The sequence below is a fragment of the Streptomyces sp. NPDC017991 genome (assembly GCF_044328075.1).
Classification (GTDB): domain Bacteria; phylum Actinomycetota; class Actinomycetes; order Streptomycetales; family Streptomycetaceae; genus Streptomyces.
In genome coordinates this window covers 446,721-473,288 of record NZ_JBIRGP010000003.1, presented here as the reverse complement: position 1 = coordinate 473,288, position 26,568 = coordinate 446,721, and the positions used below count along the sequence as shown (strand labels likewise).

At 70.5% G+C, this 26,568-nt stretch carries 25 protein-coding genes; 12 read left to right on the top strand and 13 right to left on the bottom strand.

The features are described from left to right. The first annotated feature begins 218 nt into the window (after nucleotides 1-218). Nucleotides 219-2,072 carry a phosphoenolpyruvate carboxykinase (GTP) gene (locus tag ACH4DZ_RS10610; RefSeq protein ID WP_398286637.1) on the top strand — a complete coding sequence of 618 codons (1,854 nt, stop codon included), beginning with the start codon at nucleotides 219-221 and terminating at the stop codon, nucleotides 2,070-2,072. A 116-nt stretch (nucleotides 2,073-2,188) separates the two neighbouring features. On the opposite strand, the gene ACH4DZ_RS10605 is transcribed toward ACH4DZ_RS10610, so the two are convergent. After that, nucleotides 2,189-4,243 carry a thioredoxin domain-containing protein gene (locus tag ACH4DZ_RS10605; RefSeq protein ID WP_398286636.1) on the bottom strand — a complete coding sequence of 685 codons (2,055 nt, stop codon included), beginning with the start codon at nucleotides 4,241-4,243 and terminating at the stop codon, nucleotides 2,189-2,191. A 287-nt stretch (nucleotides 4,244-4,530) separates the two neighbouring features. Between ACH4DZ_RS10605 and ACH4DZ_RS10600 the strand changes: the two genes are divergently transcribed. Next, a complete protein-coding gene (locus tag ACH4DZ_RS10600; protein ID WP_398286635.1) occupies nucleotides 4,531-7,752 on the top strand; it encodes a tetratricopeptide repeat protein in 3,222 nt (1,073 codons plus the stop codon). Nucleotides 7,753-7,847: 95 nt separating this feature from the next. Here the strand turns inward: ACH4DZ_RS10600 and ACH4DZ_RS10595 are convergent, their stop codons facing one another. Then, a complete protein-coding gene (locus ACH4DZ_RS10595) occupies nucleotides 7,848-8,117 on the bottom strand; it encodes a hypothetical protein (RefSeq protein WP_398286634.1) in 270 nt (89 codons plus the stop codon). A 1-nt stretch (nucleotide 8,118) separates the two neighbouring features. After that, a complete protein-coding gene (mca, locus tag ACH4DZ_RS10590) occupies nucleotides 8,119-9,000 on the bottom strand; it encodes a mycothiol conjugate amidase Mca (RefSeq protein WP_398286633.1) in 882 nt (293 codons plus the stop codon). Nucleotides 9,001-9,126: 126 nt separating this feature from the next. Here mca and ACH4DZ_RS10585 point away from each other — a divergent pair, with 126 nt between their 5' ends. Beyond that, a complete protein-coding gene (locus ACH4DZ_RS10585; RefSeq protein WP_398286632.1) occupies nucleotides 9,127-9,519 on the top strand; it encodes a DUF4307 domain-containing protein in 393 nt (130 codons plus the stop codon). 269 nt (nucleotides 9,520-9,788) lie between these two features. Beyond that, the gene (greA, locus tag ACH4DZ_RS10580) at nucleotides 9,789-10,286 is read left to right on the top strand and encodes a transcription elongation factor GreA (protein ID WP_189769428.1); all 498 of its coding nucleotides are present in this window, start codon (nucleotides 9,789-9,791) and stop codon (nucleotides 10,284-10,286) included. Between the two features lie 66 nt (nucleotides 10,287-10,352). Here greA and ACH4DZ_RS10575 read toward each other — a convergent pair whose 3' ends face one another. The 3 genes from ACH4DZ_RS10575 to ilvA form a co-directional block, all read right to left on the bottom strand. Then, on the bottom strand, nucleotides 10,353-11,210 hold the full coding sequence (locus ACH4DZ_RS10575; protein WP_398286631.1) for an ABC transporter permease: 858 nt from the start codon (nucleotides 11,208-11,210) through the stop codon (nucleotides 10,353-10,355). Further along, nucleotides 11,207-12,244, bottom strand: coding sequence for an ATP-binding cassette domain-containing protein (locus ACH4DZ_RS10570; RefSeq protein WP_398286630.1), 1,038 nt, complete (start codon nucleotides 12,242-12,244; stop codon nucleotides 11,207-11,209). Before ACH4DZ_RS10570 ends, ACH4DZ_RS10575 begins: the two co-directional genes overlap by 4 nt. A 203-nt stretch (nucleotides 12,245-12,447) precedes the next feature. After that, nucleotides 12,448-13,677: a threonine ammonia-lyase gene (gene ilvA, locus ACH4DZ_RS10565; protein ID WP_398286629.1), complete on the bottom strand. Its 1,230-nt coding sequence runs from the start codon at nucleotides 13,675-13,677 to the stop codon at nucleotides 12,448-12,450. 162 nt (nucleotides 13,678-13,839) lie between these two features. Between ilvA and ACH4DZ_RS10560 the strand changes: the two genes are divergently transcribed. The 3 genes from ACH4DZ_RS10560 (at nucleotide 13,840) to ACH4DZ_RS10550 (ending at nucleotide 15,293) form a co-directional block, all read left to right on the top strand. After that, nucleotides 13,840-14,340 (top strand): MarR family winged helix-turn-helix transcriptional regulator, encoded by a 501-nt coding sequence (locus ACH4DZ_RS10560; protein ID WP_398287065.1) that lies wholly within the window; start codon nucleotides 13,840-13,842, stop codon nucleotides 14,338-14,340. A gap of 195 nt (nucleotides 14,341-14,535) precedes the next feature. Continuing rightward, a complete protein-coding gene (locus ACH4DZ_RS10555; protein WP_398286628.1) occupies nucleotides 14,536-15,045 on the top strand; it encodes a sigma factor-like helix-turn-helix DNA-binding protein in 510 nt (169 codons plus the stop codon). Further along, the gene (locus ACH4DZ_RS10550; protein WP_398286626.1) at nucleotides 15,042-15,293 is read left to right on the top strand and encodes a hypothetical protein; all 252 of its coding nucleotides are present in this window, start codon (nucleotides 15,042-15,044) and stop codon (nucleotides 15,291-15,293) included. Before ACH4DZ_RS10555 ends, ACH4DZ_RS10550 begins: the two co-directional genes overlap by 4 nt. A gap of 95 nt (nucleotides 15,294-15,388) precedes the next feature. Here ACH4DZ_RS10550 and ACH4DZ_RS10545 read toward each other — a convergent pair whose 3' ends face one another. Then, the gene (locus ACH4DZ_RS10545; protein WP_398286625.1) at nucleotides 15,389-16,543 is read right to left on the bottom strand and encodes a cystathionine gamma-synthase; all 1,155 of its coding nucleotides are present in this window, start codon (nucleotides 16,541-16,543) and stop codon (nucleotides 15,389-15,391) included. 175 nt (nucleotides 16,544-16,718) lie between these two features. Between ACH4DZ_RS10545 and ACH4DZ_RS10540 the strand changes: the two genes are divergently transcribed. Together ACH4DZ_RS10540 and msrA (ACH4DZ_RS10535) are read left to right on the top strand one after the other, a co-directional pair. Beyond that, a complete protein-coding gene (locus ACH4DZ_RS10540) occupies nucleotides 16,719-17,840 on the top strand; it encodes a hypothetical protein (RefSeq protein WP_398286624.1) in 1,122 nt (373 codons plus the stop codon). Between the two features lie 172 nt (nucleotides 17,841-18,012). Then, nucleotides 18,013-18,735 (top strand): peptide-methionine (S)-S-oxide reductase MsrA, encoded by a 723-nt coding sequence (gene msrA, locus ACH4DZ_RS10535; protein WP_398286623.1) that lies wholly within the window; start codon nucleotides 18,013-18,015, stop codon nucleotides 18,733-18,735. 94 nt (nucleotides 18,736-18,829) lie between these two features. Here msrA (ACH4DZ_RS10535) and ACH4DZ_RS10530 read toward each other — a convergent pair whose 3' ends face one another. Continuing rightward, nucleotides 18,830-19,216, bottom strand: a complete 387-nt coding sequence (locus ACH4DZ_RS10530; RefSeq protein WP_398286622.1) for a hypothetical protein — start codon at nucleotides 19,214-19,216, stop codon at nucleotides 18,830-18,832. A 55-nt stretch (nucleotides 19,217-19,271) separates the two neighbouring features. Then, nucleotides 19,272-19,688 carry a hypothetical protein gene (locus ACH4DZ_RS10525; RefSeq protein WP_398286621.1) on the bottom strand — a complete coding sequence of 139 codons (417 nt, stop codon included), beginning with the start codon at nucleotides 19,686-19,688 and terminating at the stop codon, nucleotides 19,272-19,274. Nucleotides 19,689-19,848: 160 nt separating this feature from the next. Between ACH4DZ_RS10525 and ACH4DZ_RS10520 the strand changes: the two genes are divergently transcribed. Beyond that, on the top strand, nucleotides 19,849-20,478 hold the full coding sequence (locus ACH4DZ_RS10520; RefSeq protein ID WP_398286620.1) for a hypothetical protein: 630 nt from the start codon (nucleotides 19,849-19,851) through the stop codon (nucleotides 20,476-20,478). A gap of 144 nt (nucleotides 20,479-20,622) precedes the next feature. Beyond that, a complete protein-coding gene (locus ACH4DZ_RS10515; protein ID WP_398286618.1) occupies nucleotides 20,623-21,435 on the top strand; it encodes a hypothetical protein in 813 nt (270 codons plus the stop codon). 204 nt (nucleotides 21,436-21,639) lie between these two features. Here the strand turns inward: ACH4DZ_RS10515 and msrA (ACH4DZ_RS10510) are convergent, their stop codons facing one another. The 3 genes from msrA (ACH4DZ_RS10510) to ACH4DZ_RS10500 all read right to left on the bottom strand — a co-directional run bounded on the left by msrA (ACH4DZ_RS10510) (nucleotide 21,640) and on the right by ACH4DZ_RS10500 (nucleotide 23,817). Continuing rightward, a complete protein-coding gene (msrA, locus tag ACH4DZ_RS10510; protein ID WP_328494307.1) occupies nucleotides 21,640-22,152 on the bottom strand; it encodes a peptide-methionine (S)-S-oxide reductase MsrA in 513 nt (170 codons plus the stop codon). Between the two features lie 198 nt (nucleotides 22,153-22,350). Further along, the gene (locus tag ACH4DZ_RS10505) at nucleotides 22,351-22,902 is read right to left on the bottom strand and encodes a DUF3455 domain-containing protein (protein WP_398286617.1); all 552 of its coding nucleotides are present in this window, start codon (nucleotides 22,900-22,902) and stop codon (nucleotides 22,351-22,353) included. Nucleotides 22,903-23,181: 279 nt separating this feature from the next. Further along, entirely contained in the window at nucleotides 23,182-23,817 is a 636-nt protein-coding gene (locus tag ACH4DZ_RS10500; protein ID WP_398286616.1) for an NADPH-dependent F420 reductase, read from the bottom strand. Nucleotides 23,818-23,991: 174 nt separating this feature from the next. Here ACH4DZ_RS10500 and ACH4DZ_RS10495 point away from each other — a divergent pair, with 174 nt between their 5' ends. Beyond that, entirely contained in the window at nucleotides 23,992-24,387 is a 396-nt protein-coding gene (locus ACH4DZ_RS10495; RefSeq protein WP_398286615.1) for a winged helix-turn-helix transcriptional regulator, read from the top strand. A gap of 50 nt (nucleotides 24,388-24,437) precedes the next feature. On the opposite strand, the gene ACH4DZ_RS10490 is transcribed toward ACH4DZ_RS10495, so the two are convergent. Next, nucleotides 24,438-26,525, bottom strand: a complete 2,088-nt coding sequence (locus tag ACH4DZ_RS10490) for a restriction endonuclease (RefSeq protein WP_398286614.1) — start codon at nucleotides 26,523-26,525, stop codon at nucleotides 24,438-24,440. Nucleotides 26,526-26,568 lie beyond the last annotated feature (43 nt).

Below are 26,568 nucleotides of genomic sequence, written 5' to 3'. Positions count from 1 at the left end.
TCAGATGTACGGCCCTCTGGACATATGCGCGGAGCCGTCGGATGATCAAATGAGTGCGGTCGGCACCGGATGAGCGCCAGGAAGATCGATATCCACCGAAAAGATCGAAAAGGGCCAGTGAAGATCGGTGACGATCGGTGAGTATCGATCACGTGAAGCATCCGGGTCGCAGCCCCCACGGGGCACAAAAAACAAAAACCCCTCATCTAGGAGCGATCGTGGCGCGCGACATCGCGGCTCCCTCTTCCGACACCGTCCCCACCAACCATCAGGAACTGATCTCGTGGGTCAACGAGATCGCCGAACTGACGCAGCCGGACAGTGTGGTCTGGTGTGACGGCTCAGAGGCCGAATACGAGCGACTGAGCGAGGAGCTCGTCCGCAAGGGCACCTTCAAGAAGCTCGACCCGATCAAGCGCCCGAACTCCTACTACGCCGCCTCCGACCCGACCGATGTCGCCCGGGTCGAGGACCGGACGTTCATCTGCTCCGAGAAGGAGGAGGACGCGGGCCCGACGAACCACTGGAAGGACCCCGCGGAGATGCGGGAGGTCTTCCAGGGCAAGGAGGGCAACGGGGGGCTCTTCCGTGGCTCGATGCGCGGCCGGACGATGTACGTCGTCCCGTTCTGCATGGGCCCGCTCGGCTCCGACCTCTCCGCCATCGGGGTCGAGATCACCGACTCCGCGTACGTCGCCGTGTCGATGCGCACCATGACCCGGATGGGTCAGCCGGTCCTGGACGAACTCGGCTCCGACGGGTTCTTCGTGCGTGCTGTGCACACGCTCGGGGCGCCGCTGGAGGAGGGCGAGGCGGATGTGCCGTGGCCGTGCAACTCCACGAAGTACATCTCCCACTTCCCGGAGACCCGCGAGATCTGGTCGTACGGCTCCGGGTACGGCGGCAACGCGCTGCTCGGCAAGAAGTGCTACGCGCTGCGCATCGCCTCCGTCATGGCCCGTGACGAGGGCTGGCTCGCCGAGCACATGCTGATCCTGAAGCTCACGCCTCCGCGGGGAGAGTCGAAGTACGTGGCCGCCGCGTTCCCGAGCGCCTGCGGCAAGACGAACCTCGCGATGCTGGAGCCGACGGTCCGCGGCTGGACCGTCGAGACCATCGGCGACGACATCGCCTGGATGCGCTTCGGCGAGGACGGGCGGCTGTACGCCATCAACCCCGAGGCCGGTTTCTTCGGCGTCGCGCCCGGCACCGGTGAGCACACCAACGCCAACGCGATGAAGACGCTCTGGGGCAACTCCGTCTTCACCAACGTCGCCCTGACCGACGACAACGACATCTGGTGGGAGGGCATGACGGAGGAGACTCCGGCCCATCTGACGGACTGGAAGGGCAACGACTGGACGCCCGAGTCCGCCCACGAAAATGGCTACAGCCCGGCCGCCCACCCGAACGCCCGGTTCACCGTGCCCGCCTCTCAGTGCCCGATCATCGCGCCCGAGTGGGAGGACCCGCGGGGTGTGCCGATCTCGGCGATCCTCTTCGGTGGCCGCCGGGCCACGGCCGTTCCGCTGGTGACGGAGTCCTTCGACTGGAACCACGGTGTCTTCCTCGGGGCGAACGTCGCCTCCGAGAAGACCGCCGCCGCCGAGGGCAAGGTCGGTGAGCTGCGCCGCGACCCGTTCGCCATGCTGCCGTTCTGCGGCTACAACATGGGCGACTACATGGGTCACTGGGTCGATGTCGCCAAGGGCAAGGACCAGGCGAAGCTCCCGAAGATCTACTACGTCAACTGGTTCCGCAAGAACGACGAGGGCAAGTTCGTGTGGCCCGGCTTCGGCGAGAACAGCCGGGTCCTGAAGTGGATCGTGGACCGGCTCGACGGGCGGGCCGAGGGTGTCGAGACGCCGATCGGTGTGCTGCCGGCGAAGGGCGCGCTCGACACGGAGGGTCTCGCACTCTCCGAGTCCGAACTCGACTTCCTGCTCACGGTCGACAAGGAGGTCTGGCGCGAGGAGGCCGCGCTGGTGCCGGAGCATCTGAACACGTTCGGTGAGCACACGCCGGTGGAGCTCTGGGACGAGTACCGGGCGCTGGTCAAGCGTCTGGGCTGACGCCCTTCGTTTGTCGTGTGTCCCCAAGCGCCGGACGGGCTGAGTGATCAGCCCGTCCGGCGCGTCCGACGTCTCCCTTTCCGCCGTTGACCTTCAGTGCCGGGGGTTTCCCCTGCTCAGCGCCCCAGTGCCGCCCGGAGGCGGTCCACGTCGGTCGTCGGGGCGTCACAGGTGAAGTTACGGCAGACGTACGCGGTCGGTGCGTTGTCGACAAGTGACCGGTGTGCGAGCAGGGGGAGTTCGTCACTGTCCGCAGTGCCCAGGGCGACGACCGCGCCGGGCGCCGTGGCGAGCAGGGCGGCGCGGTGCAGCTCCCTGGTGGCCGGATCGTCACTCGGTCCCACTACCGCCACCTCGCGCGGACCGTCCAACTGGGCCTCGGCGGTGGCCAGTCCCCAGCCGATGAACCGCGGGGCACGCGGCCCGAGCGCCTTGACCACGCCCAACGCCCGCTCGGCGGCACTCCGATGGGGCTCCGAGCCGGTCTGGGCCGCGTAGCTCAGCAGGGCGCCGGCCGCCGCGCTCCAGCCGGAGGGCGTGGCGTTGTCGGTCGGGTCCTGCGGGCGCCGGATGAGCTTCTCGGCGTCGGCCGCCGTGTCGTACAGGGCCCCCGACTTCTCGTCGGTGAACTGCGCGAGGACGTGGTCGAGCAGGAAGCCGGCGAACTCCAGCCAGACGCCCTCGCCGGTGACCGAGGCCAGCGCGAGGAACCCCTCCGCGACGTCCGCGTAGTCCTCCAGCACCCCCGCGTGGACGCCGACGCGACCGTCCTTGCTGGTACGGGCGAGCCGCGCGTGCTCGTCCAGATGGACCCGTACGAGGAGGTCGGCCGCCGCGAGCGCCGCGTCGACGAGGTCGGGCCGGTCGAAGTACGCGCCGGTCTCGGCCAGGGCGGCGATCGCGAGCCCGTTCCAGGCGGCGACGACCTTGTCGTCGCGGCCGGGGGCGGGGCGGCCGTCGCGCGCCGCCTTCAGCCGGGCCTTGACGGACTCGATGCGTTCGGCGTCGAACACGCCCTCGCTCCGCGGCAGTTGCAGAACGGAGGCACCCTCCTCGAAGGTGCCTTCCTCGGTCACGCCGAAGTAGTCGGTGGCGAGGCTCGCGTCCTCGTCACCCAGCACGTCACGCAACTGCTGGGGCGTCCAGGCGTAGTACGCGCCCTCGACGTGCCTGCCCGTGCCGTCGTCGCTGTCGGCGTCGAGCGCGGAGGCGAACCCGCCCTCGTCGGTGCGCAGTTCGCGGACCATGAAGTCGGCCGTCTCCAGGGCGACCCGGCGGGCGAGGTCGCTGAGTTCATCAGCGGCTCCGCCGCGGGCGGTGGTCCGCCACAAATGCGCGTACACGCGGCACAGCAGCGCGTTGTCGTACAGCATCTTCTCGAAGTGGGGCACGACCCACTCACGGTCGACGGAGTAGCGGGCGAAGCCGCCGCCGAGCTGGTCGTAGATCCCGCCGCGGGCCATGTGCTCACAGGTGTCGGCGGCCATCTGGAGCGCGCCCTCGGACCCGGTGCGCGCGTGGTGGCGCAGCAGGAACTCGACGGCCATGGACGGCGGGAACTTGGGCGCCCCGCCGAACCCGCCGTGGGTGGCGTCGTAGTCGCGGGTGAGCCCGAGCAGCGCCTGCGCCAGCTCGCCCTCACCCGGCACCTGCGCGTCGCCGAAGCCGATCTCGCGGCCGGCGAGATCGCGCACGATCTTCTGGGCGACCTCGTCGACCTCGTCCCGCCGGTCGGTCCACGCGCCGCGCACGCCTTCGAGGACCTGCCGGAACGAGGGGCTGCCGTGCCGGGGCTCGGGCGGGAAATAGGTACCGAAGTAGAACGGCTCGGCGTCGGGCGTCAGGAAGACGGTCATGGGCCAGCCGCCCTGTCCGGTCGCCGCCTGCACGGCCTCCATGTACACGGCGTCGACGTCGGGCCGCTCCTCCCGGTCGACCTTGACGTTCACGAAGTGCGTGTTCAGGAAGTCGGCGGTCCGCTGGTCCTCGAACGACTCGTGGGCCATCACATGACACCAGTGGCAACTGCTGTAACCGACGCTCAGCAGGACCGGTCTGCCCGACCGGCGCGCCTCCTCGAAGGCCTCGGCCGACCAGGGCCACCAGTCGACGGGGTTGTCGGCGTGCTGCAGGAGGTAGGGGGACGTCTCGTGGGCCAGTCGGTTCGGCATGGGGTCCATCCTGCCGCAGTACGCGGGTGGCGGTGGGACCGGTTGGGGGCGCGCGGCGGGCGGCTGCGGCGGGCGGTCACCGGTGACGGCCGCGGATCGCCCGGGCGCGCCGCGGATCACCGGCACGGCCCGCGGATCATCCGGTTCCCGCGGGGGTAGGTACTGGGTCCGGGCTGCCCGGATGGGCGTGCGCATGCCAGGGAACGGGCCAGTGGGTCTCTCGCCTTCCCCGCTCATCCGCAGGACACTTGACCAGGAAAACCGTTGTCGGCGGAGGGGGACGCGAAATGCGGGACAGCCATCGGGCGGAGGCCGAACGGCTGTTGGTCCGGGCCGTGGAGGAGGAGGTCCGGCGCTCCGGCGGGCGGGTCGAGGGAAACGTACTGCTGTCTCGGGCGCGGGCCTCGCTGGACACCATGGCGCAGAAGGCCGCCGAGGAGTACGAGGCCTACACGAAGGCGACGGACGAGGCCGAGGTGGGCCGGCTGACCTTCGGGCAGCGCTACGCGCGCGAGGGCGCCGGAACTCCCCTGCTGGTGGCGGCCGTCGCGGCGCTCGCGGCCGTGGCGGCGGACCTGGCGTTCGGCACCGGTGCGGGCGCGGCCGTGGGCGCCGGCGCGGTCGTCGGCGTCGCGGGCGCCGCGACCACGGTGGCGAAGGTGACGGCCTCCCATCTGCCGGCCGCGAGCCGCCGCGCGGGGGCCCTGAGCCAGCCCGGCGGCCCGGAGCAGCTGCGCCTGACCTGGCTGACCGCCCTGGAGGTCCGCGGGATCCGGCCCTTCTTCGACCAGCAGCGGGTGTCCAACGCGTCCACCGGCGCGAAGAAGGGCGCGCCCCAGCTGCGGCGTACGGACAAGAGCGCGGCGGCACGGCGGCGGAGCGTCCTGGAGCAGTCGTTCGGGCAGCTTCCCGAGCCTGTCGGGCCGTTCGCGGGCCGCCGCCAGGAGCTGCAGCGGATCGCGCAGTGGGTGCACGCGGCCCGCGCGAGCACCGAGACCAGGCCGACCGTGGTCGTCCTGCACGGCGCGCCGGGCTCCGGCCGCAGCACCCTCGCCGTTCGCGCGGCGCACGAGCTGAAGGACCAGTTCCGCGGCGCGTGCGTGGTGGACCTGCGGGGCGACAGCCCGGAGGAGCCACCGCTGACCACCCGCGACGCGCTGCTCCATCTGCTGAACCGCCTCGGCGCACCCCGCGAACAGCTTCTGTTCCGTGAGCGTTCCTCGCAGGACCAGCAGGTCAGGCGGCTCGCCGAGCTGTACCACCAGCATCTGACCGGCCTGCCGGTGACGATCGTGCTGGACGACGCCGGCGACCTGGAGCAGGTACGCACACTCGTGCCGGAGCGCTCCGACAGCCTGGTCGTCGTCACCACCCGCAAACCCCTGGACCTGCCCGCCGACCTGCCCGCCTGGGTGCACCAGCTCGCGGTCGAACCGCTGGCCGCGCCGGGCGCCGAGGAGCTTCTGAAGGCCTCCGCCCAGGACGCCTCGGCCCCGTACGACGCCGAAGCCTCCGACGAGATCAGGGAGTTGTGCGGCGGACTGCCCCTGGCGCTGCGCGTCGCCGGCTCGTCCCTCGGCCCGCGCACACCGCGCCGGCTCGCCTCCGACCTGGCGGCGTACGGTCCGGTCGAGCCGGTCGAACGGGTGCTGTGGCTGCGCTACACGGACCAGCCGGACCCGGCGAGGCGACTGCTGCGGCGGCTGGCGCTGGCGGGCCGCGCCTCGCTGGGCGCCGCCGCGGCGGCGGCCCTGCTCGCGACGGACGAGCCGGAGGCGACCCGCCAGCTGGAAGCCCTGGCCCGCGCGGGTCTGATCGACCACGTCCGCGGCAGCCGCTACCGCCTCCACGATCTCGTACGCGCCTTCGCGCAGGCCCGCCTCCTCGACGAGGAGGAACCGGCCGAGCGCACGGCCGCGCAGGAACGTCTCATCGTGAACTACGGCGAGCTGGCCGACTCGGTGATCCGCCTGGTCGACGGCAAGACGTCCACACGGGCCGACACCTCCTTTCAATCGAGCACAGTCGGTCCGCACGGGTTCACCTCGCTGGACGCGGCCCTGCGCTGGCTGGACGACGAGTCGAGCTTCATCACGGCGGCACTGCGGCACGCGGAGGGCGTGGACCAGGCGGCGGTGCTCAACCTCCTGGGCGCCCTGTGCGACTACTGCCTGCTGCGCGGGGACCTCTACCGCCTCGGCGAGATCAGCGAGTTGACGCAGGCCGTCGACCAGGGGCTGCTGGTGCGCTCGGTCCAGTGGCGCACGGGCATCGCGGCCCGTCAGCTCGGCGAACTCGACAAGGCCCGTACGACCCTGACGTCGGTGGTCGACCTCTACTTCGAGGCCCATCACGACGCGGGCGCGGCACGGGCGTTGTGCTCGCTCGGGATCACCCTCCACCACCAGGGCAACCTCACCGAGGCCGCCCTGAAGCTCCAGGAGGCCCTGGACCTGCAGGCCTCCCCCGACCTCGCGGCGGACCGGGCCTGGACGATGCACGCGCTGGCGGCCGTGGAGCGGGACCGGGCGAGGCTGCGCGAGGCGCTCGACCTCCTCACACGGGCCCTGGACCTGCACCGCGAGGGCGAGTCCGTGCACGGCGAGGCGTGGGCCCACTACCAGCTCGGCCAACTGGGCCTGCGGATGGGCGACGTACCGCGCGCCGAGTCCGAACTGCGCGCCGCCCTCGATCTGTACGGGCGTACCCGCGACGCCCGTGGCGAGGCCTGGGCGCTGACCCAGCTGGCCCGGGCCCGGCTGGTCGACGGCGACCCGTCCGCCGCCGTGGACGGCCTGCGCCAGGCGGTCTCCCGCCACCGCGAGAACGAGGACGCCCGCGGCGAGGCCTGGACGGTGTACTACCTGGGCCAGTCCCTGGAGGAGACGGGCAACCTCGACCAGGCGGTCCGTGAACTGGAGCGGTCCCGGACGATGTTCTCGCGCATCCGCGACGTCTACGGTCTGGCCTGCGCCCGCCACCACTCGGCACGGGTGACCCGCGACCAGCGCGCCGCGCAGACCGGCTCGCTGCGCAACTCGGGCTTCGCCCGGCAGCTCCTGGTGGACGCGCGCGCCGACTTCCAGCGGATCGGCGTCGCCCACGGGGAAGCCTGGACCTGCCTGGAACTGGCGGTGGTCGACGCGGGCAACGCCCGTACGCAGTCGGCGCTGGCCCTGTGCGACGAGGCGACCGCGCTCTTCGCCTCCTACGGCGACCGGCGCGGCGAGGACTGGGCCCGCTTCCTGCGCTGCACGCTCCTGCCGTACGCCTCCCCCGGCGGCGTCGAGGTGGGCACCGCCGTGGCCCAGGAGGAGCTGTCCCAGCTCTCCCGCACCGGCCACCCGACCCGCGACGGAAAACTGGACGACTACATCGAGGCGTACGAGCTCCTCCTGGAACGGGGAGCCGACCTGGAAGCCGGCTGGCAGGCCTGGCGTCTGGGCATGGTCCCGAACCGGCATGCGCGGGAGGTCATGGGGGTGCCGGTCTCGGCGCGGCGGACGTGACGACGCCGTTCCCCGAGGGGGTCCGCGGGTGTGGCTGATCCGGCGATGCCTTCGGGCATCACCGGATCAGGGCGCCGACGCGGTCGCGTCCGGGATCAGCCCTCGGCGGGCGAGGCCTTCCCCCCGGAACCGCTGCCGGTACCGGTCGAACCGGACGTCGCCTTCCCGACGGGCTCCGCCTTCGGGTCGGCGTCCTCCTTGAAGTCCACCCTCCCCAGCTGCCGGTTCATCGACTTCATCAGGCCCCATACCGCCAGGGCCATCACCGCGAAGACGATGAAGCCGAGGACACCGGGGGTGACCTTGTTCTCGTCGACCTCCTTGGCCAGGGGGACGAGGTGCGTCAGTGCCAGGCTTGCGCTCATATCAGGCATTGTCGCGGATGCCCGCGAAGAGGTCGTCCTCGGGGAGGGATGTGTCGACGAGGGACTTCGCCAGCTCGTACTCCTCCGTCGGCCAGACCTCCTTCTGGAGCTCCATCGGGACGCGGAACCAGCCGCCCTCGGGGTCGATCTGCGTGGCGTGCGCGATGAGGGCCTTGTCGCGGATCTCGTAGAAGTCCGCGCACGGGACATGCGTGGTCAGCGTGCGCTCGGCGCGCTCGAACTCGTCCCACCGCTTCAGCCAGTCCCCGTACGGCGACTCCAGGCCCCGGTCCAGCATGGCGTGGTGCAGCGCCTCGGTGCGCGGGCGGTTGAAGCCCTGGTTGTAGTAGAGCTTCTGCGACCGGAAGGCCGGGCCGAACTCCGACTCCGGGTACTTCTCGGTGTCGGCCGCGCCCTCGAAGGCCACCATCGAGATCTTGTGGGTCATGATGTGGTCCGGGTGCGGATACCCGCCGTTCTCGTCGTAGGTGGTGATCACCTGCGGACGGAAGGCGCGGATCTTGCGGACCAGTTCACCGGCGGCCTTGTCGACGTCCTCCAGGGCGAAGCACCCCTCGGGCAGCGGCGGCAGCGGGTCGCCCTCGGGCAGGCCCGAGTCCACGAAGCCCAGCCACTCCTGCTCGACGCCGAGGATCTCGCGGGCCTCGTCCATCTCCTTCTTGCGCACCTCGTGGATGTGCTCCTCGACGTACTTGTCGCCCTGCAGCTTGGGGTTGAGAATGGAGCCGCGCTCCCCGCCCGTGCAGGTCACGACCAGCACGTCCACCCCCTCGGACACGTACTTCGCCATGGTGGCCGCGCCCTTCGACGACTCGTCGTCGGGGTGGGCGTGCACGGCCATCAGTCGCAGCTGGTCAGTCAAGACTCAATCCTCAGTAAGTCGGCGCCCCAGTGTGAAACGGCGCGATCGGCCCTCCTATAGTGACCGAACCGGCGGGCAAAAAATTCCGGGCCCCGGCCCGGCGGACCCGCCCCGGAAAGGACGATCATGAGTACGGTGCAGCTGCCCGAGGGCCGGTACGGTCGCTCCGCGGACGAGCGCGCCGACCACAAACTCAAGATCATCGGTTCCGTGCTCGGAGTGGCACTGCTCGCGCTGATCGGCTATTTCGCCTTCCACTACGTGGCCGGCAACAAGATCAGCGCGGAGGTCATCAGTTTCGATGCCTCGGAATCCGCCGTGAAGGTGCATCTTGAGGTCCGCAAGGACTCGGGTGTGACGGGTTACTGCACGATCCGGTCCCAGGCGGAGGACGGCGCCGAGGTCGGCCGCGCGGACTTCCGGTTCGACCAGGACTCGACCCGTGTCGACAAGGTCCTCACGCTCCGCACGACGGCCCCCGGCACGACCGCGGAACTCCTCGGCTGCCACGCGGACTGAGCCGCGGACCGGCCCTCGGGACCGGTTCACTCCGGGCCCTGCCCCACCGTGCGAACCGTGCGGCTCCGTGGCCGCACCGGACCACACGCGACACCGACGGATGTCACTCCCGATACCTCCGCACTGACCTGCGTGGACGTAATTCTGATGGCTTATGTCCTCCCCCTTCCGCCCGTGAATTGTTAGGCTCGTGGTTTCGCCCACCCGAGAAGGAACATTCTTCTGGGTAGGGCGATGCTTTGTATTCCCAGTACCTACGAGGAGCACCTGTGACCCAGACCAGCGAGAACGTCACCTGGCTGACCCAGGAGGCGTACAACCAGCTCAGGGCCGAGCTGGAGCACCTGTCTGGTCCTGCGCGCACGGAGATCGCAGCCAAGATCGCGGCCGCGCGCGAGGAGGGCGATCTGCGTGAGAACGGCGGATACCACGCGGCCAAGGAGGAGCAGGGCAAGATGGAGCTCCGGGTGCGCCAGCTGACCCAGCTCCTGGAGAACGCCAAGGTGGGCGAGGCTCCGTCGGCCGGTGGTGCGGTCGCTCCCGGCATGGTCGTCACCATCGCCTTCGACGGCGACGAGGACGACACCCTCACCTTCCTGCTCGCCTCGCGCGAGTACGCGAGCTCCGACATCGAGACGTACTCGCCGCAGTCCCCGCTAGGGTCCGGTGTGAACGGCAAGAAGATCGGCGAGGACGCCCAGTACGAGCTGCCGAACGGCAAGCTCGCCTCGGTGAAGGTCCTCGAAGCCAAGCCGTACGCCGCGTAACCCCGTCCCCGGCGTCGCCCCGGCGAGCCCCCGGTGCCTGCGCGCCGGGGGCTTCTCCGTGCCCGCTCAGCCGTCCGCCTTGCGGTACTTGCGTACCGCCAGGGTGCGGAAGAGGACGATGATCAGTACGGACCAGATCACCGAGGCCCAGACGGGATGCTGCATGGGCCAGGCACCGGACTCCACCACGCCCGGGTTGCCGAACAGCACGCGGCACGCCTGCACCGTGGCACTGAACGGGTTCCACTCGGCGATGTGCCGCAGCCAGGGGGTCATCTGGCTGGAGTCCACGAAGGCGTTCGAGATGAACGTCACCGGGAACAGCCAGATGATCCCGCCCGAGGTCGCCGCCTCGGGGGTGCGCACGGACAGGCCGATCAGTGCGCCGATCCAGGTGAAGGCGTATCCCAGGAGGAGCAGCAGGCCGAAGGCGGCCAGGACCCTGCCCGCGTTGGTCGGCTCCGCGGAACCGGTGCGCCAGCCCACGAGCAGCGCGACGACCGCGAGGACGAGCAGCGTGATGGCCGTCTGCACGAGGTCGGCGACGGTGCGGCCGGTCAGCACCGCGCCGCGGGCCATCGGCAGGGAGCGGAAGCGGTCGACGAGCCCCTTCTGCATGTCGTCCGCGATACCGGCGGCCGATCCCGCGGTGGCGAACGTGACGGTCTGCGCGAAGATGCCCGCCATCAGGAAGTTCTTGTAGACGTCCGGGTCGGTGGTGCTCCCGATCTGCATCGAGCCGCCGAAGACGTACGTGAACATGACCACGAACATCACCGGCTGGATGATCCCGAACAGAATCATCTCGGGGATCCTGGTCATACGGATCAGGTTGCGTTTGGCGACGACCAGGGAGTCCCGGACGGACTGCCCGAGGGAGCCTCCCGGGGCCACGGTCCGCACGGCATCGGTGACGGCGCTCACTTGTCGGCCTCCTTCTTGCGCTTGGATCCCTTGGACCCCTTGGATCCCTTGAGTCCCTCGGCGTCGGCGCTCTCGCCGTTCTCCGCGTCCTTCTGCTCGGCGAGGTGGCCGGTCAGGGACAGGAACACGTCGTCGAGCGTGGGGCGGCGCAGACCGATGTCGTCGATCTCGATGCCGCGGGCGTCCAGCTCGCGGATGACCTCCGCGAGGAGCTTCGCGCCGCCGGAGACGGGCACGGTGAGCCGGCGGGTGTGGTCCTCGACGGTGGTCTCGCCCTTGCCGAAGCCGCGCAGGACCTCGGCGGCGGTCGCGATGTGCTCGCGCTCGTGCACCACGACCTCCACACGCTCGCCGCCGGTACGGGCCTTGAGCTGGTCGGAGGTGCCGCGGGCGATGACCTTGCCGTGGTCGACGACGCAGATGTCGTGCGCGAGGTGGTCGGCCTCTTCGAGGTACTGCGTGGTCAGCAGGAGGGTCGTACCGCCGGAGACCAGCTGTTTGATGACCTCCCACAGCTGCTGGCGGTTGCGCGGGTCGAGACCGGTCGTCGGTTCGTCCATGAACATGACCGGCGGCGAGACGACGAGCGCCGCCGCGAGGTCGAGCCGGCGGCGCATACCGCCGGAGTAGGTCTTCGCCGTCCGGTCGGCCGCCTCGGTGAGGTTGAACTGCTCCAGCAGCTCGACCGCGCGGACCTTCGCCTGCTTGGCCCTCATCTGGTAGAGCTGGCCGACCATGTGGAGGTTCTCACGGCCCGTCAGATACTCGTCGACCGCGGCGAACTGACCGGACAGACCGATCGAGCGCCGTACCTCGTTCGGGTGCTTCAGTACGTCGATGCCCGCGACGACCGCCTTGCCGCTGTCGGGCCGCAGCAGGGTGGTGAGGCAGCGGACGGCCGTGGTCTTGCCCGCTCCGTTCGGCCCGAGGAGGCCGAGGACCGTGCCCTCCGGGACATCGAGATCGACGCCGTCCAGAGCCCTTACGTCGCCGAAGGTCTTCACCAGGCCTTCGGCGTAGATGGCGCCTGGCATGTGAGTCTCCCAAGTGGTTGGGGATCCAGTGAAAAAGTGACGAATGGGCGACTAGTTTCGCCCGCGTCGCGCCGCCGGGCGAGCGAATATCGCACTTCACCCGAGCGACCTGTGACGAGAGACACACCATAACGCGATGTATCGCGTTTCCTCAAGTGGTTTTCCCAGCTCGGTTTTCCATGCCCGCTCTCCCCCGTCCGACCTCAGTCGATGACCGTGTAGCCCGCCCGCCGCAGCGCCGAGTTCACCTCGGCACAGTGCTTCGGCCCCTTCGTCTCCAGGTGCAGCTCGACCTCCACCTCCGTGAGCCCGAGCCGCGGATCGGTCCGTACGTGACTCACATCGAGGACGTTAGCGTCCACCACTGACAACACCCCGAGAAGCGTGGCCAGGGCGCCGGGCCGGTCCGTCAGCCGCAGCGTGACGGCGAGGTAGCGGCCGTTCGCGGCCATGCCGTGCCGCAGGATGCGCTGCATCAGCAGCGGATCGACGTTTCCGCCGGACAGCAGCGCGACGACCGGGCCCTCGAAGGCCTCCGGCTCGCTCATGATCGCCGCGACCGGGCTCGCGCCGGCCGGCTCGACGACCAGCTTGGCCCGCTCCAGGCAGAGCAGCAGCGCACTGGACAGCGCGTCCTCGGACACCGTGCGGATCTCGTCCACCAGATCGCCGATGATCCGGAACGGCACGTCCCCCGGCCGTCCGACCTTGATCCCGTCGGCCATCGTCGCCGGGTTCTCGACCGACACAGGACGCCCGGCCGCCAGCGAGGGCGGGTACGCGGCCGCGCCCGCCGCCTGCACACCCACGATCCGCACGTCCGGCCGCAGCGCCTTCACCGCGACCGCGATGCCCGCGGCGAGCCCGCCACCGCCGATCCCCACGACGATCGTGCGCACCTCGGGACACTGCTCCAGGATCTCCAGGCCCACCGTGCCCTGCCCGGCGATGATGTCGGGGTGGTCGAAGGGGTGGATGAAGACGGCGCCCGTCTCGGCCGCGTACTCCTGCGCGGCGGCCAGCGTCTCGTCCACCACCGTGCCGTGCGTTCGCACCTCGGCGCCGTAGTGCATGGTCGCCGCGACCTTCGGCAGCGGGGCGCCCGCCGGCATGAACACCGTGGAGCGCACACCGAGCAGGGAGGAGGCCAGGGCGACGCCCTGCGCATGGTTGCCCGCGCTGGCCGCGACCACTCCGGCCGCCCGTTCCTCGGGGAGGAGCCCGGCGATCCGCACGTACGCGCCGCGCAGTTTGAAGGAACCGGTGCGCTGAAGGTTCTCGCACTTGAGGTGGACCGGCGCGCCCACCAGACCGGACAGGTGCCTGCTGCCCTCCATGGCGGTCATCCGTGCCACTCCGGAGAGCATCTTCTGGGCGCCTCGCACATCGTCGAGGGTCACCGGCGGCAAGGGGTCGGCCGTGCGATAGCTCATGACCGCCAGTCTCGCAGTTCACACCGCGCCACAGCGGGCGTGACCAACGTCCGAGACCGGTTTCCTCAGCGCCGGTACGGTCCGCCCCCCGTCCGCGTACTCTGTCCCCCAACCCAGCCCCACGCATGAATAGAGCCCCCGGCCATGCCCACAACACCTGAAATGTCGATGGACATGACAACCGTCGGTGACACCGGTCTTCTCGAAACGCTGCAGCACGAGGTCGCGGTGTTCGCCCGCCGTGCCGAACAGACCCGGCTCGGCGGAGTCGGGCAGGTGCGCAACTCGATGGACCGCGCCGCGTACCTGCTGCTCAACCGCCTCGACAAGGAAGGCCCGATGGGCGTCAAGGCGCTCGCCGCGAGCATGGGCATCGACTCGTCGACGGTCACCCGGCAGGTGGCCCCGCTGGTCGACACCGGCCTCGTCAAGCGCACCTCCCACCCGGAGGACGGGCGTGCCGTGGTGCTCCAGCTGTCGCCGCGCGGACTCTCCCGTCTGGAGGAAGTCCGTTCCTCCAGGCGTCAGTTGATGGCGGAACTGACCCAGGAGTGGTCGCCCGAGGAGCGCGATGCCTTCTGTACGCTGCTCACCCGCTTCAATGTCGCGCTCTCCACCCGCATGGCCGCGTCGCCGTCCGCAGAGGCACCGGCAACCTCCTGACCGCCAGTACGCCGCCAGTACGCCGCCCGTCGCCCACCAGTGCGCCGGGCCGCACCGGACCGATCCAGGCGTACCGTCTCGTGCCGGCCTCTTGACCAGGGGCCCGCGCCTGGCCTCATATGAAGTCGGGTCCCGACGTACCCGGCTGTGCACGGCGTACGTCGCCAGGGTCCGGTTTTCCCACGGGGAGGCGCGGTGCGAGAGCGGCAGGCGTCCCGGAACGCCCGTCGTGCCCGGGAGTTCGAGGCGTTCGTCGCGGGCGCGGCAGGGCGGTTGCTGCATGCCGCCACGCTGCTCACCGCGGAGCCCCCGGACGTCAACCCGCGCGCGCGGCGCCTGCTCACCGCGGCCCTGGCCCATACGTACGCCGTCTGGGACCGGCTGCACGGCGAGGACCCGTACGACCGGACCCGGCAGTATCTGGCGGTGCGCTTCGCGCGCGGGGCCTGGCACCAGTACGGCGGCCTCGGCCGACCGCACCCCCGTGGCCGCCCGGCTCCCGACAGCGCCCTGCGCCACCTCACCCCTCAGGAACGGCTGATCCTCGTGCTGCGCATGTACGAGGGCGTCGCCGAGGAACAGGCCGCCGCGCTGCTGGGGCTGCCCACGGAACGGGTACGGACGATCTGCGCCCGTGCCATGGCCACCCTGCTGCATCCGCCCCGGGAGGCGGCCCCGCCGATCGCGAAGGTGGTGCCTTCATGAGCCCGGTCAGCCGCCAGGAGGCCGATGTCCGGCGCATCCTGGAGGAACCGCAGCCGCCCGTACCGCCGGATCTGTACACGGAGGCCGTCCGCAGGGGCGGACGCATGCTGCGCCGCCGGACGGTCGCCCGGCGGCTGATGTGGCTGGTGCTGTTCGCGGCGACCGTGGCCCTCGTGGTGTGGCTGTCGGTCGCCCAGCCGTGGGTGGAGCCGCCGTCGGAGACGACTCCACCGCTGACCGGCTGGTGAGAGGACCGGCGGCAGCCTTCGAGGGGCCGCCGGGTACTACAGGACCGCAGCCGAGCCGGTCGGTCGGGCCGGTCGGACCGGGTCGGTCGGTCGGGTTATCCGAGGGCCTGCTTGAGGTCCTCAAGGAGGTCGTCGACGTTCTCGATGCCCACGGAGAGGCGTACGAGATCGGCGGGGACCTCCAGGAGGGACCCGGCCACGGACGCGTGCGTCATCCGCCCCGGGTGCTCGATCAGGGACTCGACGCCGCCCAGGGACTCGCCCAGGGTGAACACCTTGGCGCGGTTGCAGACCTCGACGGCCGCCTCCTCGCCGCCCTCGACCTGGAAGGAGACCATGCCGCCGAACGACCGCATCTGCTTGGCGGCGGTCTCGTGACCGGGGTGCTCCGGAAGGCCCGGGTACAGAACGCGCGTCACGCGCGCGTGCCGGGTGAGCATCTCGGCGACCTTGGTGGCGTTCTCGCTGTGCCGGTCCATCCGGACGGCGAGTGTCTTGATGCCGCGCAGCACCAGCCAGGCGTCCATGGGGCCGGCCACCGCGCCCATCGCGTTCTGGTGGTAGGCCAGCTCCTCGCCGAGCGCCTGGTCGGCGACCACCAGGGCGCCGCCGACGACGTCGGAGTGGCCGCCCATGTACTTGGTCAGCGAGTGCACGACGACGTCCGCGCCGAGCGCGAGCGGCTGCTGGAGGTAGGGGCTGGCGAAGGTGTTGTCGACGACCAGCTTCGCGCCGGCCTCACGCGCGACGTGCGAGAGCGCGGCGATGTCGGTGATGCCCAGGAGCGGGTTGGAGGGGGTCTCCACCCAGACGGCCTTCGTCCTGGGTGTGAGGGCGGCCCGCACGGCCGCGGGATCGCTGGTGTCGGCGACCGACCACTCCACCCCCCACCGCGAGACGACCTTCGCGAAGAGGCGGAACGTACCGCCGTACGCGTCATTGGGGATGACCACGTGGTCGCCGGGACTGAGCAGCGTACGCAACAGGCAGTCCTCGGCCGCCAGTCCGGACGCGAACGCGAGCCCGCGACGGCCGCCCTCCAGCGCCGCGAGGTTCTCCTCAAGCGCGGTCCTGGTCGGGTTGGCGCTGCGGCTGTACTCGTAGCCGCCGCGCAGACCTCCGACGCCGTCCTGCTTGTAGGTCGAGACCTGGTAGATCGGCGGGACGACCGCGCCGGTGAGGGGATCGGCGGTGTTGCCCGCGTGGATCGCCACGGTTTCGAAGTGCTGACTGATGTGCCTGTCGCTCATGGGCACCGAGGGTAGTGCGCTCGCGGGCATTGTGACGGCGGACGTCCATCTCCTGACCCGAGGCCGTCGTGGGAGGCTCCGGTGGAACCGCTCCCTCCGGCCGTCCGCGGAGGTTTTCCACAGGAGCCGCCGCCCTGGTTGGCCAATTGTCGGACCCGTCTGGTTCGCTTGTGGCATGGAAATTCTCTGGGTCCTGATGGCGCTGCTCATGATCGGGTTCGCCTTCGGACCGATCATGATGCGCAGGCGTGCCGGTGGTATCCAGCAGGTCGCCCCCGGCGACCCGGACGCCGCCGACCCGGCGAACTACGGCTTCCTGCGCCAGGAGGAGCTGGACATCCGCATGCCCGGCCCCGACCAGGACCTGCTGGAGGTCCTCGACCTGGTGCAGCGCAGCCAGGACTACCGCGCCGCGTCACAGCTCCTCGCCGGTACGGAGGCGGAGGGCGAGCGGCGCTGGCAGCGCGTCCAGGCCTTCGCGGGGGCCGCGTCGCTGGAACTGCAGCAGCGCCCGGGCGGAGTGAGCGAGAACCCCGGCGGGCAGTGGCTGCGGGTGTGGCGGACCGAGCACCCCAAGGACGCGGGCGGCGCGGCGGTGCACGCGGAGTTCCTGGTGCAGCAGGCGTGGCGTACGTCGTCACCGGAGACGGACGAGTTCCGGATCATCATGGAGGAGGCGCGGTCGGCCTGCGGTGACGCGGCGCTGCTGGCTCCGGGCGACCCGATCCCGTACATCATCGAGCTTTCCGTGGCCCGCGGGCTCGCCTACTCGCAGCCGGAGTTCGAGAAGCTCTGGCTGAAGATCCTGGACCGCGCGCCCGCGCACATGGGGGCTCATCTGGCGGCACTGCACTACTGGTGCGAGAAGTGGCACGGCTCGCGGGAGACGGCGTACTCGTTCGCGGAGGCAGCCGCGGCGCGTGCTCCGCGGGGTTCCCTGCTCGCCGCCATGCCGCTCTTCGCGGTCTTCGAGCACCTCCCCGAGGTGAATCTCGTCAGCGGCTTCTACCAGAGCGAAGTCGTGACCAAGGCGGTCCACGGCGCGCTCTTCGCGGTCCACGCGGCCCGCTCGGACGACCCGATGCTCGCCCATGTCCGCCATCTGCTGGTCTTCTTCCTGGTGCGCGGCGAGCGCTGGGCGGAGTCGATGAACCAGTTGGTGCATGTCGACGGCCACGTGGGCGCCCTGCCCTGGACCCTGACGCCCGACCCGGCGGCGGACTACGCGGTGTACCGGGCCCTGTCGGTGGCGGGATACGAGGCGAACGGAGGAAGCCCGGCGACACTGCCGCACTGAGCACGGCCCTGACGGCACCGGTAGCCGCGGCGGCCCTGGGCGCGCCTTCCGGAACGCCTCGGAACGCCTCGGAATGCCGGACGGGACTACGACGTTCTCCCGTTGCTGCCACTGCCGCCACGGCCACCACTGCTGCCATCGCCGCTATCGCCGCCATCGCCGAGGAGATCCCGTGTTCCCGTACAGCCGTACGCCGAAGCTGCCCACCGCCGAGCAGGCGCTGCGGGGCCGCTCGGAGCCGATGTACTCGGTCCCCGGCCGGCACACGGTGCTGGGCAACCCGCTGCTCGGCCCGTACCCCGAGGGTCTGGAGATCGCCGACTTCGGCATGGGCTGCTTCTGGGGTGCGGAGCGCACCTTCTGGCGGCTCCCGGCGGGCGTCTTCACCACTCTGGTCGGCTACCAGGGCGGCTTCACCGAGCACCCGGCGTACGAGGAGGTCTGCTCGGGCCTGACGGGCCACACCGAGGTGGTGCGCGTGGTGTACGACCCGGCCGTGCTCTCGTACGCGAGCCTGCTGAAGGTCTTCTGGGAGTCCCACGACCCGACCCAGGGCTTCCGCCAGGGCAACGACGTGGGCACGCAGTACCGCTCCACGGTCTACACGCACACGCCGGCCCAGGCGACCACGGCCGAGGCCTCCCGCACGGCGTACCAGAGGGTCCTCACGTACTCCGGCCACGGCACGATCACCACGGAGATCCTCCCCGCCGAGGGCCGCCCCTTCTATCCGGCGGAGGCCCACCACCAGCAGTACCTCTCGGGCAGCAAGAACCCGGACGGGTACTGCGGGATCGGTGGGACGGGGGTCAGGCTGAGCGCCCCGTTCACGACGAACCCGGCAGCGTCTTGCCCGACGGGAATTACCCCGGCGCCGGAGGCCACGGACGGGTAGGCCGCCACGGGGAAGCGGGACAGGGTGACGTGCATCGTCACGCCGCGTTCACGGCGAGCGCTCGCAGGTCGCACATCGCAGCGGCCGACCGCTCTCACCGGGTCGGCATACCTCCATGCGGGCTGTTGACCACCAAGGGCAGTGACCCTTCGGCGAGGTAGAAGTGCCCGGGGAAGTAGTCGACGTGGAGGTGACCGCCGTCCTCGGCAGTGGCCATGGCCTGCAGATTCTCCGCGAGTACTGTCCTGCTCGCGGAGTCACCGCTGATCACGAGGATCTGTCGCTCGGGGTCCCGGTGGATGAGTACGCCCGGGCCGGAAGTACTCCGGACCTCGACCCCGGCCAAGGTGTTGCCGTCCGGCGAAGGAGTGGAGCAGAGCAGCCCTTCGCCCTGAGCCACCGCGCTCGCCAGCCCAGTCAGTTCTTCCGCCGAGGCGGAGAGATCCACTTCGCCGTATCCGGGGTCCGAGACCAGTCTCATGGGCGTCGCTCCTTCAGCGTCGGACCCCATGATGCCTGCTTGCCGAGATCGCCGATCATCGTTCGGGAACGGCTCGTTGGGCCTGCCAGAGAGAGCGCAGTTCGGCCGTTGCTCGCTGCGCCGCCTCTCGGTGATCCGGCCGCGGGGCGGGGACCCGGGGGCCGGCCAGGTCCCGGCCGTCGAGGGACTGCGCGGGGACGGAGGTCCAGTCGGTCCGGTCCACCACGGCGACGTGACCTTCCTCGTGCGCTGCTTCGTCCCGCCAGTCGTCGGGCGGCGCCATGAGGACACGGAGTGACTGTTCGTCGAGCCACTCCAGGCCCAGGACCTGCCGCCCCGTTCCGTGCTCGATGAGAGAAGCGACCGCGCCCGTCTTGAGGTGCAGAAGCAGTAACTCGCCCTCGAAGAAGTAGCCACCGTCGTACCCTCCGGTGCCCACCGCGAGCAGCGGACGCCGGGGGTGGAAGGCCATCGCGTGCACGGGGAAGCGTGAGCGGACGAGCGCTCGGCGGACGAAGGAGCGACTGTCTCAACTATCCGGTTGCGCAGGATAGTGACCGCCGCGAGATCATGAAGAGGCGAAGAGGTGACGAGGTGACGAGGTGACGAAATGGCTCAAGAGGGGGGACCCGGTGGAGCGACGCGTTCGTGAACGGCCGCTTTCCGGCTATCGACAGGCCCTACGGGATCGGCTCCTCGCCGCCCCCGTGGTGCCCGCGCCTGAACCCTGGCGGCCCGTCTTCGAGTCCGGGTACGGCGTCCCTGTCGGCGGACTTCTCGGGATCGGCTTCGCGTCGCACCCTGAGAGCGGCCATGACCTGGTGATGGTCGTCTCCCACAACGGTGACGGTCTCTTCGACGCCGTCACCGGGGAAAAGATCGCCAGGGACTGCGACCCCGATCCCGAAGACAGCACCCCTGATACGGTCGCCGACCTGACGTCCCCCGGACTGGGGCCGATCGCCGACCGCCGCGTGCACATCGCAGGGCTCTTCGGCGGAGGGTTGCACACCACGACCGGGGACGGCTGGGCCCTGGAGGCCGTCACCCCGGCCTGGCCCAACGATCGTGTGCTGCTCTCGGTCGACGGCGGCCTTCCTCACTCCGGCCCGCACGGAGAGCAGTGGTGGCACATCTTTCACTCCGCGCACTCGGAACTTCGAGCCTTCGGCTTCTCCCCCTGCGGAGAGACCATCGCCGTCGCGACGAGCAGTGACGTATCTCTGTGGACCCGCCGTCCCGAACACAGCACCTTCAACTGAAGTGGGTCATCAAGGCGTATCGACAGACACCTGTGCGCTGCCGACGCCGAAAGCTGGGGAAACGGTGGGCTCGCAGGTCGGGCCTCCCACGGGGAACCAGTCTCCTCGGTAGATGTCGCACACCGTGCGTTAGCCTCTCGAACTGTGTCCGACCTACCCGATCTTCACAGTGCGACCGTCGACGCGATAGTCGATCACGCCGGCCGCTCGACGCTTCCCTTCCAGCAGGCCAACCGGGAGGAGCAGCACGCCACGGCCTTCTGGTTCAACGAGCTTGTGGAGACGAGCGCCGACGGCGAGGTCGTCCGGCAGTACCTCGTGACCGCCGGCGAGCCGACGCGAGTCGAGTTGGCCGAATTCACCCTGCGTCCAGACTTGTGCACACCCGCAATGAGCGCCGAGAAGCTGATGTTGATCGACTTCGCGCAGGGGTGGACCCATCTGGACGATCTGGGAGTGGCGGTCATGCCCACCGCCGGGTTGCACGCCCACGGCGCTCGCAAGGGGTGGCGCTGGGCCATCGACGAGATCACCGACGGCATCGCGGCCACGGAACAGGACATCGTCGACCTCGGTGACGGCCCGGTCGCGGCCTATCTGCTGGGGCACGTCGCCGACGGGGACGGTACGCGGGAGCAGGCTGTCGTGGTCGGCGAGATCACGCGCACCGGCAACGGCGGCATCCGCTGGAACGGAGACCTGCCCCAAGGGTGCGTGGGCGCGCCGGTCTTCATCGGTGCGCGTCTCGGCGGAGACGGGCACCAATTCAAGCTGGTCTGCGTCGGGGTGGCCGTCCACGCCGACGGCCAACACGCGGTCGTCCCCTTCGACCGCGTCCGCGCCGCCCTGGCCGCCTTCCACTCGGACAGGTCGACGAACAGGTCGACGAACAGGTCTACGGACGAAACCGCGCTGACGGTGGAACCCAGGCGGCGCTGGTGGTGGCGGCGCGGCTGATGCCGTCCCGAGGCCAAGGGGGTGGGCCCGCGACAGCGGCGGTGGTTCCAGGGACACCCCGCGTATCCGCGCAGCGGCCGGGCTGCCGTCGTCTTCGCGACGTACGGAGACCGGTCGATTCATGGCGCACGACGGACGGTGACCTACGTCGGCGCGAGGAGGCCCGTCGGTCACAGGTGGTGTGACCGGCGGGCCGCCCGGTGGTCAGCCCTCCGCGCGGGCGGGCAGCCGCCATCCCGGGCGCGGGAAGTGGCAGGTGTAGCCGTCCGGGTAACGCTGCAGGTAGTCCTGGTGCTCGGGCTCGGCCTCCCAGAAGGGGCCGACCGGCTCCACCTCGGTGACGACCTCGCCCGGCCACAGTCCGGAGGCGTTCACGTCCGCGATCGTGTCCTCGGCGATCCGCTTCTGCTCGTCGTCCACGTAGTAGATCGCCGAGCGGTAGCTGAGACCGAGGTCGTTGCCCTGCCGGTTCTTGGTGCTCGGGTCGTGGATCTGGAAGAAGAACTCCAGGAGCGTACGGAAATCCGTCCCCGCGGGGTCGAAAAGGATCTCGATGGCCTCCGCGTGCGTGCCGTGGTTACGGTACGTCGCGTTCGGCACGTCGCCCCCGGTGTATCCGACCCGGGTCGCCGTCACGCCGGGGAGTCGGCGGATCAGGTCCTCCATCCCCCAGAAGCATCCGCCCGCCAGCACGGCCCTCTGTGTCTGCGCAGCCATTGCGGCCCCTCCAAATTTCAGTCAGCTCGGTCACTCGGGCCGCTCGGCTCGCTCACCACCGGCATCCATGCCCACCCCCCTCAACGCACGAGGGTTCCGGGCGATTCCGTACCCGGCCGAACGGCTGGCTGCCCGACCGAACTGGCAAGGTGCCCGGCCGCCGGGCTTCCTGCTTCCGTTCAGCTCTTCTTCAAGCCGTCACGCGGTGGGCTTGTAGAAGGTGTACGTGGCGGAGTAGGGGACGCCGATCTGGTCGGTGCCGGTGCAGGCGGTGGTGGGGGCCACGCCGCCGTCGGTGGCGAGGCGCTGGATGTAGGAGACGTCGGCGAAGACGCCGGTGCCGCGGGTGGCGGTGGACTTGAGCAGGAGTTCGGGGATGGTGCCGGTCTTGGGCGAGGTGGCGACGGCGGCGGCGTTCACGGCGCTGCCGTCCACGGTGGACACCCAGACGGGGCCGCGGGAGTGGAGGGCGACCGCGCGGTGCTGGCGGTCGCTCTTCACCGAGAGGGTGGCGGCGGGCTCCAGCAGCTTCCAGGCACCGTCGGTGCAGGTGTACGTCTGGACGCCGGTGGCCGCGAAGACACCGGTGAGGCGGTTGCCGTCCGGGACCTTCAGCGCGTCGGGAACGTCGACGCCGACCCGTACGGGCTGCGAGACCGCGGCCTGGTCGGCCGACGCGCCGGAAAGCGTGCCGGCGGTCACGGCGGCGAGTGCCGCGGTGGTGAGGACAAGACGCTTGGCGAGTTTCATCGGATGTGTCTCCAGAATGATTTCCGAACGAGGTCACGGGCGCGGGCACGGATGCGGGACGCGGACGAGGTCACGGGCGCGGACACCGTCCCGCCGTGCGGGAACCATGTCGAGACGACGGACCGGGCCACCCGGCTGAGCGCACGGCACGTGACGGAGCAAGGAGTATCACCGGCCCTGTTCCGCCTGGCGAGGTCCTGGGGGGCATACGGCCGGTCACGCCACGGCGGTCCCGGGGACACTCCGCATGCCCCATCACCTCCTCGCCTCCTCACCTCCTCAAGAGACCTTCGGCACAGCGGAGTTGGGGTCCACACCCGCGAACGCGAGACCTATGACGAAGCCCGCGACCTCCTCCAGCTGTCGGACACGGTCCAGGGAGCCCAGAGTCGCCGGGGCTCCGCCGACGTCACTCACCAGCTCGCCGACGATCCGCAGGGCCGTCGGATCGTCGCCGCACATCGCCACGGTCGCCCGGGGCCGGCCGTCGTCGGCGGGGCTGGTCCACAGGCCGGCGGGGAAGAGATGGAACGCCTTCACCACATGGGCGCCCGGCGCGAGCCCGGCGATCCGCATCGCCATCGACTCGCCGCGTCCGGTGAGCAGATCGCCGACACCGTGCGCGACGGCGTTCGTGGGGTCGATCAGAGGCGTGCCCGCGAGTACGCCGTCGGCCGCGCCCGCCAGTCCCAGCATGTCCCCGACGCCGTCCCAGGACACGGCGAGCAGCACCGCGTCGCGGCCCGTGACCGCCTCGCGCGGTGTGGCGGCGAGTGCCCCGCGCCCCAGTCGCTCGGCGAGCTTGCCCGCCTTGACCTGCGACCGTCCGCCGATCCACACCTCGTGCCCCGCACGGATCCAGCCCTCGCCCAGGGCCGCCGCCAGTGTTCCCGTTCCCAGAATCCCGATACGCATCGTCGCCGCCTCTCAAACCATCGTCGTACGCAGCCAGTTGGGTAACCACGGTAGGGAGCGCGTCACGCACCGATCGGTGCGTGACCGACACGCGATGATGGCGGAGACGGGGTCGGGGACGGCAGAGACAGGGATGACGGAGACGGGGATGACAGAGAGGCGGGTGAAGCGGGGATGACCGATGACGAGACGCACTGCTACGAGTTGGTCGCCGACTGCCGGCTGCGCGCCGCCGCCGATCTGTTCGCGCACACCTGGGACCCCGTCGTCCTGGCGGCCCTTCGCTCGGGCCCGTGCCGGCGCCGCGATCTGCGGGCCGCGATCGGCGGCATCAGCGACAAGGTGCTGACCGACACCGTGCGCCGCCTCCTCGCCAACGGCCTGGTGGACCGCCGGGCCCGTGCCGAGGCGCCGCCGCGCGTCGAGTACGCCCTGACCACGCTGGGGCTGAGCCTGGTCGAGGGCCCCATGGCTGCGCTCGGCCGCTGGGTGACCGAGCACGGCGACGAACTCCTCGAAGCACAGGAGGCCCGGGAGCCCCAGGAAGCCCAGGAGGCCCGGGCCCGATAGTGGGTGTCCCCCTGTGACTCCTGTTGCTGCTGTTACTCCTGTTGCTCCTGTTACTCCACCTCTATGCCGTGGTCCTGGACGAGTTCCATCAGGCCGCCGGTGTAGCCCTTGCCGCCGAGGACGAAGTCCCAGTCGCCGCCCGCCCGTCGGCGGAAGGCGCCGAGCACCAGCGCGGTCTCGCGCGGCCGCCCGTCGGAGACCTCCAGCTGTCCCAGTTCGGACATCTCCGGGTCGAGCAGCCGGATCCGGGCGTCGGTGAACCCGGACAGGTCGGCGTCCGGGTTGACCTCCGGGTCGATCGCGGCCACGAGGACGAACCGGTCCGCCCGCTCCGGCAGCCCGTCGAAGGACACACAGATCGCGGCCTTGTCGGGCCCGGTGGCGGGAAGGGTGCGCACCGAACCGTCGGGGGTCCGGGGGTTGTTGAAGAAGACGAAGTGCTCGTCGCTCAGGACGCGGTTGCCGGCGCAGACGAGCGCGCACACGTCCAGGGCCACGTTCCCGGACCACGACATGCCGAGGACGTTGTAGTCGTCGGGCAGCCGGGTGCCGGGGTCCTCCGGTGCCGACCGCGCCGGCCGCGTGGCCGACCGCGCTTCGCCGCCCGCCGCCCGGTCCCCCTCGCCCAGCCGCCCCCGCAGCCCGTGCCGGTGCAGCAGATCGACGAGCTGGGGGCCCGAGACGAGTTCCAGCGGTTTGCCGTTGGCGAAGGTGTGCGAGCCGGGGCCGAAGCCCGACGTCGTCACCAGGACGCCCTTGTTGGCCCCGGCGTCCTGCACGGTCCCGTACAAGTCGCGTACGGCGGTGGGCGGAACGGTGTTGCGGTACCGCTTGACCTGTACGACGATCTTGCCGCCCCGGATCGGCGCCGGGTCCAGCGCGTCGACGTCCACGCCGCCGTCGCCCGAGCGCTGGGTCGTCACCGCCTGCATCCCCATGGCCCGGAAGAGTTCGGCGACGAGGTTCTCGAAGGCGATCGGATCCATGGCGTACAGGTCGGGTTCCTCGTCGCCGCCGTGGGCGACGACACGGTTCCCGACATCCTGGGGCCGCCGGCCCGTCCGTACCGGTATCAGCTGGTCCGGCCGGGCCGAGAGTTGTCCCCGCAGCGCGTCGGACAGGCAGCTGCCCGCCTCCACCTGTGCGAGGTGCAGGTCGTGGAACGCCGAGCGGGAGGCCATGACGGTCGCGAGGAAGATCTGGCCCGGCCGGCCCGTCGTCGGGTCGTGTCCGTCCACGAACCCGTTCAGGGTCACCGCTTCGAGTGCGCCCAGCTCGTCGGCGGCGAAGAGTTCGTGCAGGACGAGCAGCACGCACTGCGCGAGAACGTCCCGGTACAGCGCCCGGCGCTGGCTCACGGGGCGCGCGGTCTCCTTGTCCTGGTCGGTCCCGGCCACGTACCGCACGGACTTGACCTCGGGGACGATCCCGAAGTCGGGCAGCTCCCAGTCCAGCACCAGTTCCCGGGCCGCCGGGTCGTACGCTGCCGCGACCTGGCGCGGCAGGTCCTGTGGCCATGCCTTCGAGGCGTAGAGAGCGGCGGAGAAGTACTCGATCACCGCGTCGGGATCCAGCCGCCGGACGCCCTCGGTCACCTCGGCGACGCCCGCGTTGTGGCGGCGTACCTCGGCCAGCTGGGCGTCGGCCCACTGCTGGTACTGCCGCTGGTAGGCGGCCAGTTGCTGCCGGCGGTGCGCCTCCGCGGCCTGGGCGGCGTGCCAGTCGTGCTCGAAGCGCGCTCGTGCCTCGGCCTGCGCCTGGGCCCGGCGGTTCGCGGTCCAGCCGCTCTGCACCTGGTAGTGGGCGGCATCCGGCATGCGTACCGGCTGGGCCAGCGGCCCCGGGGCGAAGGGCTGGACCTCCTCTGGCCGCAGGAGCGAGGACGCCCGGAAGGCGGGGGTCCGGCAGCCCGCGGCGAGCAGACCCTGCAACGAGGCGACCTGCGCGTCCAGTTCGTCCGTACGGCGTTGCGCCTCGGCCTGCCGGTACTGGCGGTGGCTCTGGGCCGCTCGCCGCTGGTAGGCGAGGGTCTGCTGTTCCGCTCGCCTCCGCTGCCTGGCCTCGACTTCCAGCTGGCGCTGCTGCTGTCGTTGTACTTCAGCCCACACGCCGACGAAACCAGTAGAGCGACGAGACATGCGCTGCAGGCCCTCCCCAGGACAATGGCAGCCGAAAAGCACA

What these genes read in the sequence shown, in the direction of transcription:
- ACH4DZ_RS10605 (WP_398286636.1), bottom strand. Translation starts at nt 4,243, where the DNA reads ATGCCGAACCGACTGGCCCACGAGACGTCCCCCTACCTCCTGCAGCAC.
- ACH4DZ_RS10600 (WP_398286635.1), top strand. Translation starts at nt 4,531, where the DNA reads ATGCGGGACAGCCATCGGGCGGAGGCCGAACGGCTGTTGGTCCGGGCC.
- ACH4DZ_RS10595 (WP_398286634.1), bottom strand. Translation starts at nt 8,117, where the DNA reads ATGAGCGCAAGCCTGGCACTGACGCACCTCGTCCCCCTGGCCAAGGAG.
- ACH4DZ_RS10585 (WP_398286632.1), top strand. Translation starts at nt 9,127, where the DNA reads ATGAGTACGGTGCAGCTGCCCGAGGGCCGGTACGGTCGCTCCGCGGAC.
- ACH4DZ_RS10570 (WP_398286630.1), bottom strand. Translation starts at nt 12,244, where the DNA reads ATGCCAGGCGCCATCTACGCCGAAGGCCTGGTGAAGACCTTCGGCGAC.
- ilvA (WP_398286629.1), bottom strand. Translation starts at nt 13,677, where the DNA reads ATGAGCTATCGCACGGCCGACCCCTTGCCGCCGGTGACCCTCGACGAT.
- ACH4DZ_RS10560 (WP_398287065.1), top strand. Translation starts at nt 13,840, where the DNA reads ATGTCGATGGACATGACAACCGTCGGTGACACCGGTCTTCTCGAAACG.
- ACH4DZ_RS10550 (WP_398286626.1), top strand. Translation starts at nt 15,042, where the DNA reads ATGAGCCCGGTCAGCCGCCAGGAGGCCGATGTCCGGCGCATCCTGGAG.
- ACH4DZ_RS10545 (WP_398286625.1), bottom strand. Translation starts at nt 16,543, where the DNA reads ATGAGCGACAGGCACATCAGTCAGCACTTCGAAACCGTGGCGATCCAC.
- ACH4DZ_RS10540 (WP_398286624.1), top strand. Translation starts at nt 16,719, where the DNA reads ATGGAAATTCTCTGGGTCCTGATGGCGCTGCTCATGATCGGGTTCGCC.
- ACH4DZ_RS10530 (WP_398286622.1), bottom strand. Translation starts at nt 19,216, where the DNA reads ATGAGACTGGTCTCGGACCCCGGATACGGCGAAGTGGATCTCTCCGCC.
- ACH4DZ_RS10525 (WP_398286621.1), bottom strand. Translation starts at nt 19,688, where the DNA reads ATGGCCTTCCACCCCCGGCGTCCGCTGCTCGCGGTGGGCACCGGAGGG.
- msrA (WP_328494307.1), bottom strand. Translation starts at nt 22,152, where the DNA reads ATGGCTGCGCAGACACAGAGGGCCGTGCTGGCGGGCGGATGCTTCTGG.
- ACH4DZ_RS10505 (WP_398286617.1), bottom strand. Translation starts at nt 22,902, where the DNA reads ATGAAACTCGCCAAGCGTCTTGTCCTCACCACCGCGGCACTCGCCGCC.
- ACH4DZ_RS10500 (WP_398286616.1), bottom strand. Translation starts at nt 23,817, where the DNA reads ATGCGTATCGGGATTCTGGGAACGGGAACACTGGCGGCGGCCCTGGGC.
- ACH4DZ_RS10495 (WP_398286615.1), top strand. Translation starts at nt 23,992, where the DNA reads ATGACCGATGACGAGACGCACTGCTACGAGTTGGTCGCCGACTGCCGG.
- ACH4DZ_RS10490 (WP_398286614.1), bottom strand. Translation starts at nt 26,525, where the DNA reads ATGTCTCGTCGCTCTACTGGTTTCGTCGGCGTGTGGGCTGAAGTACAA.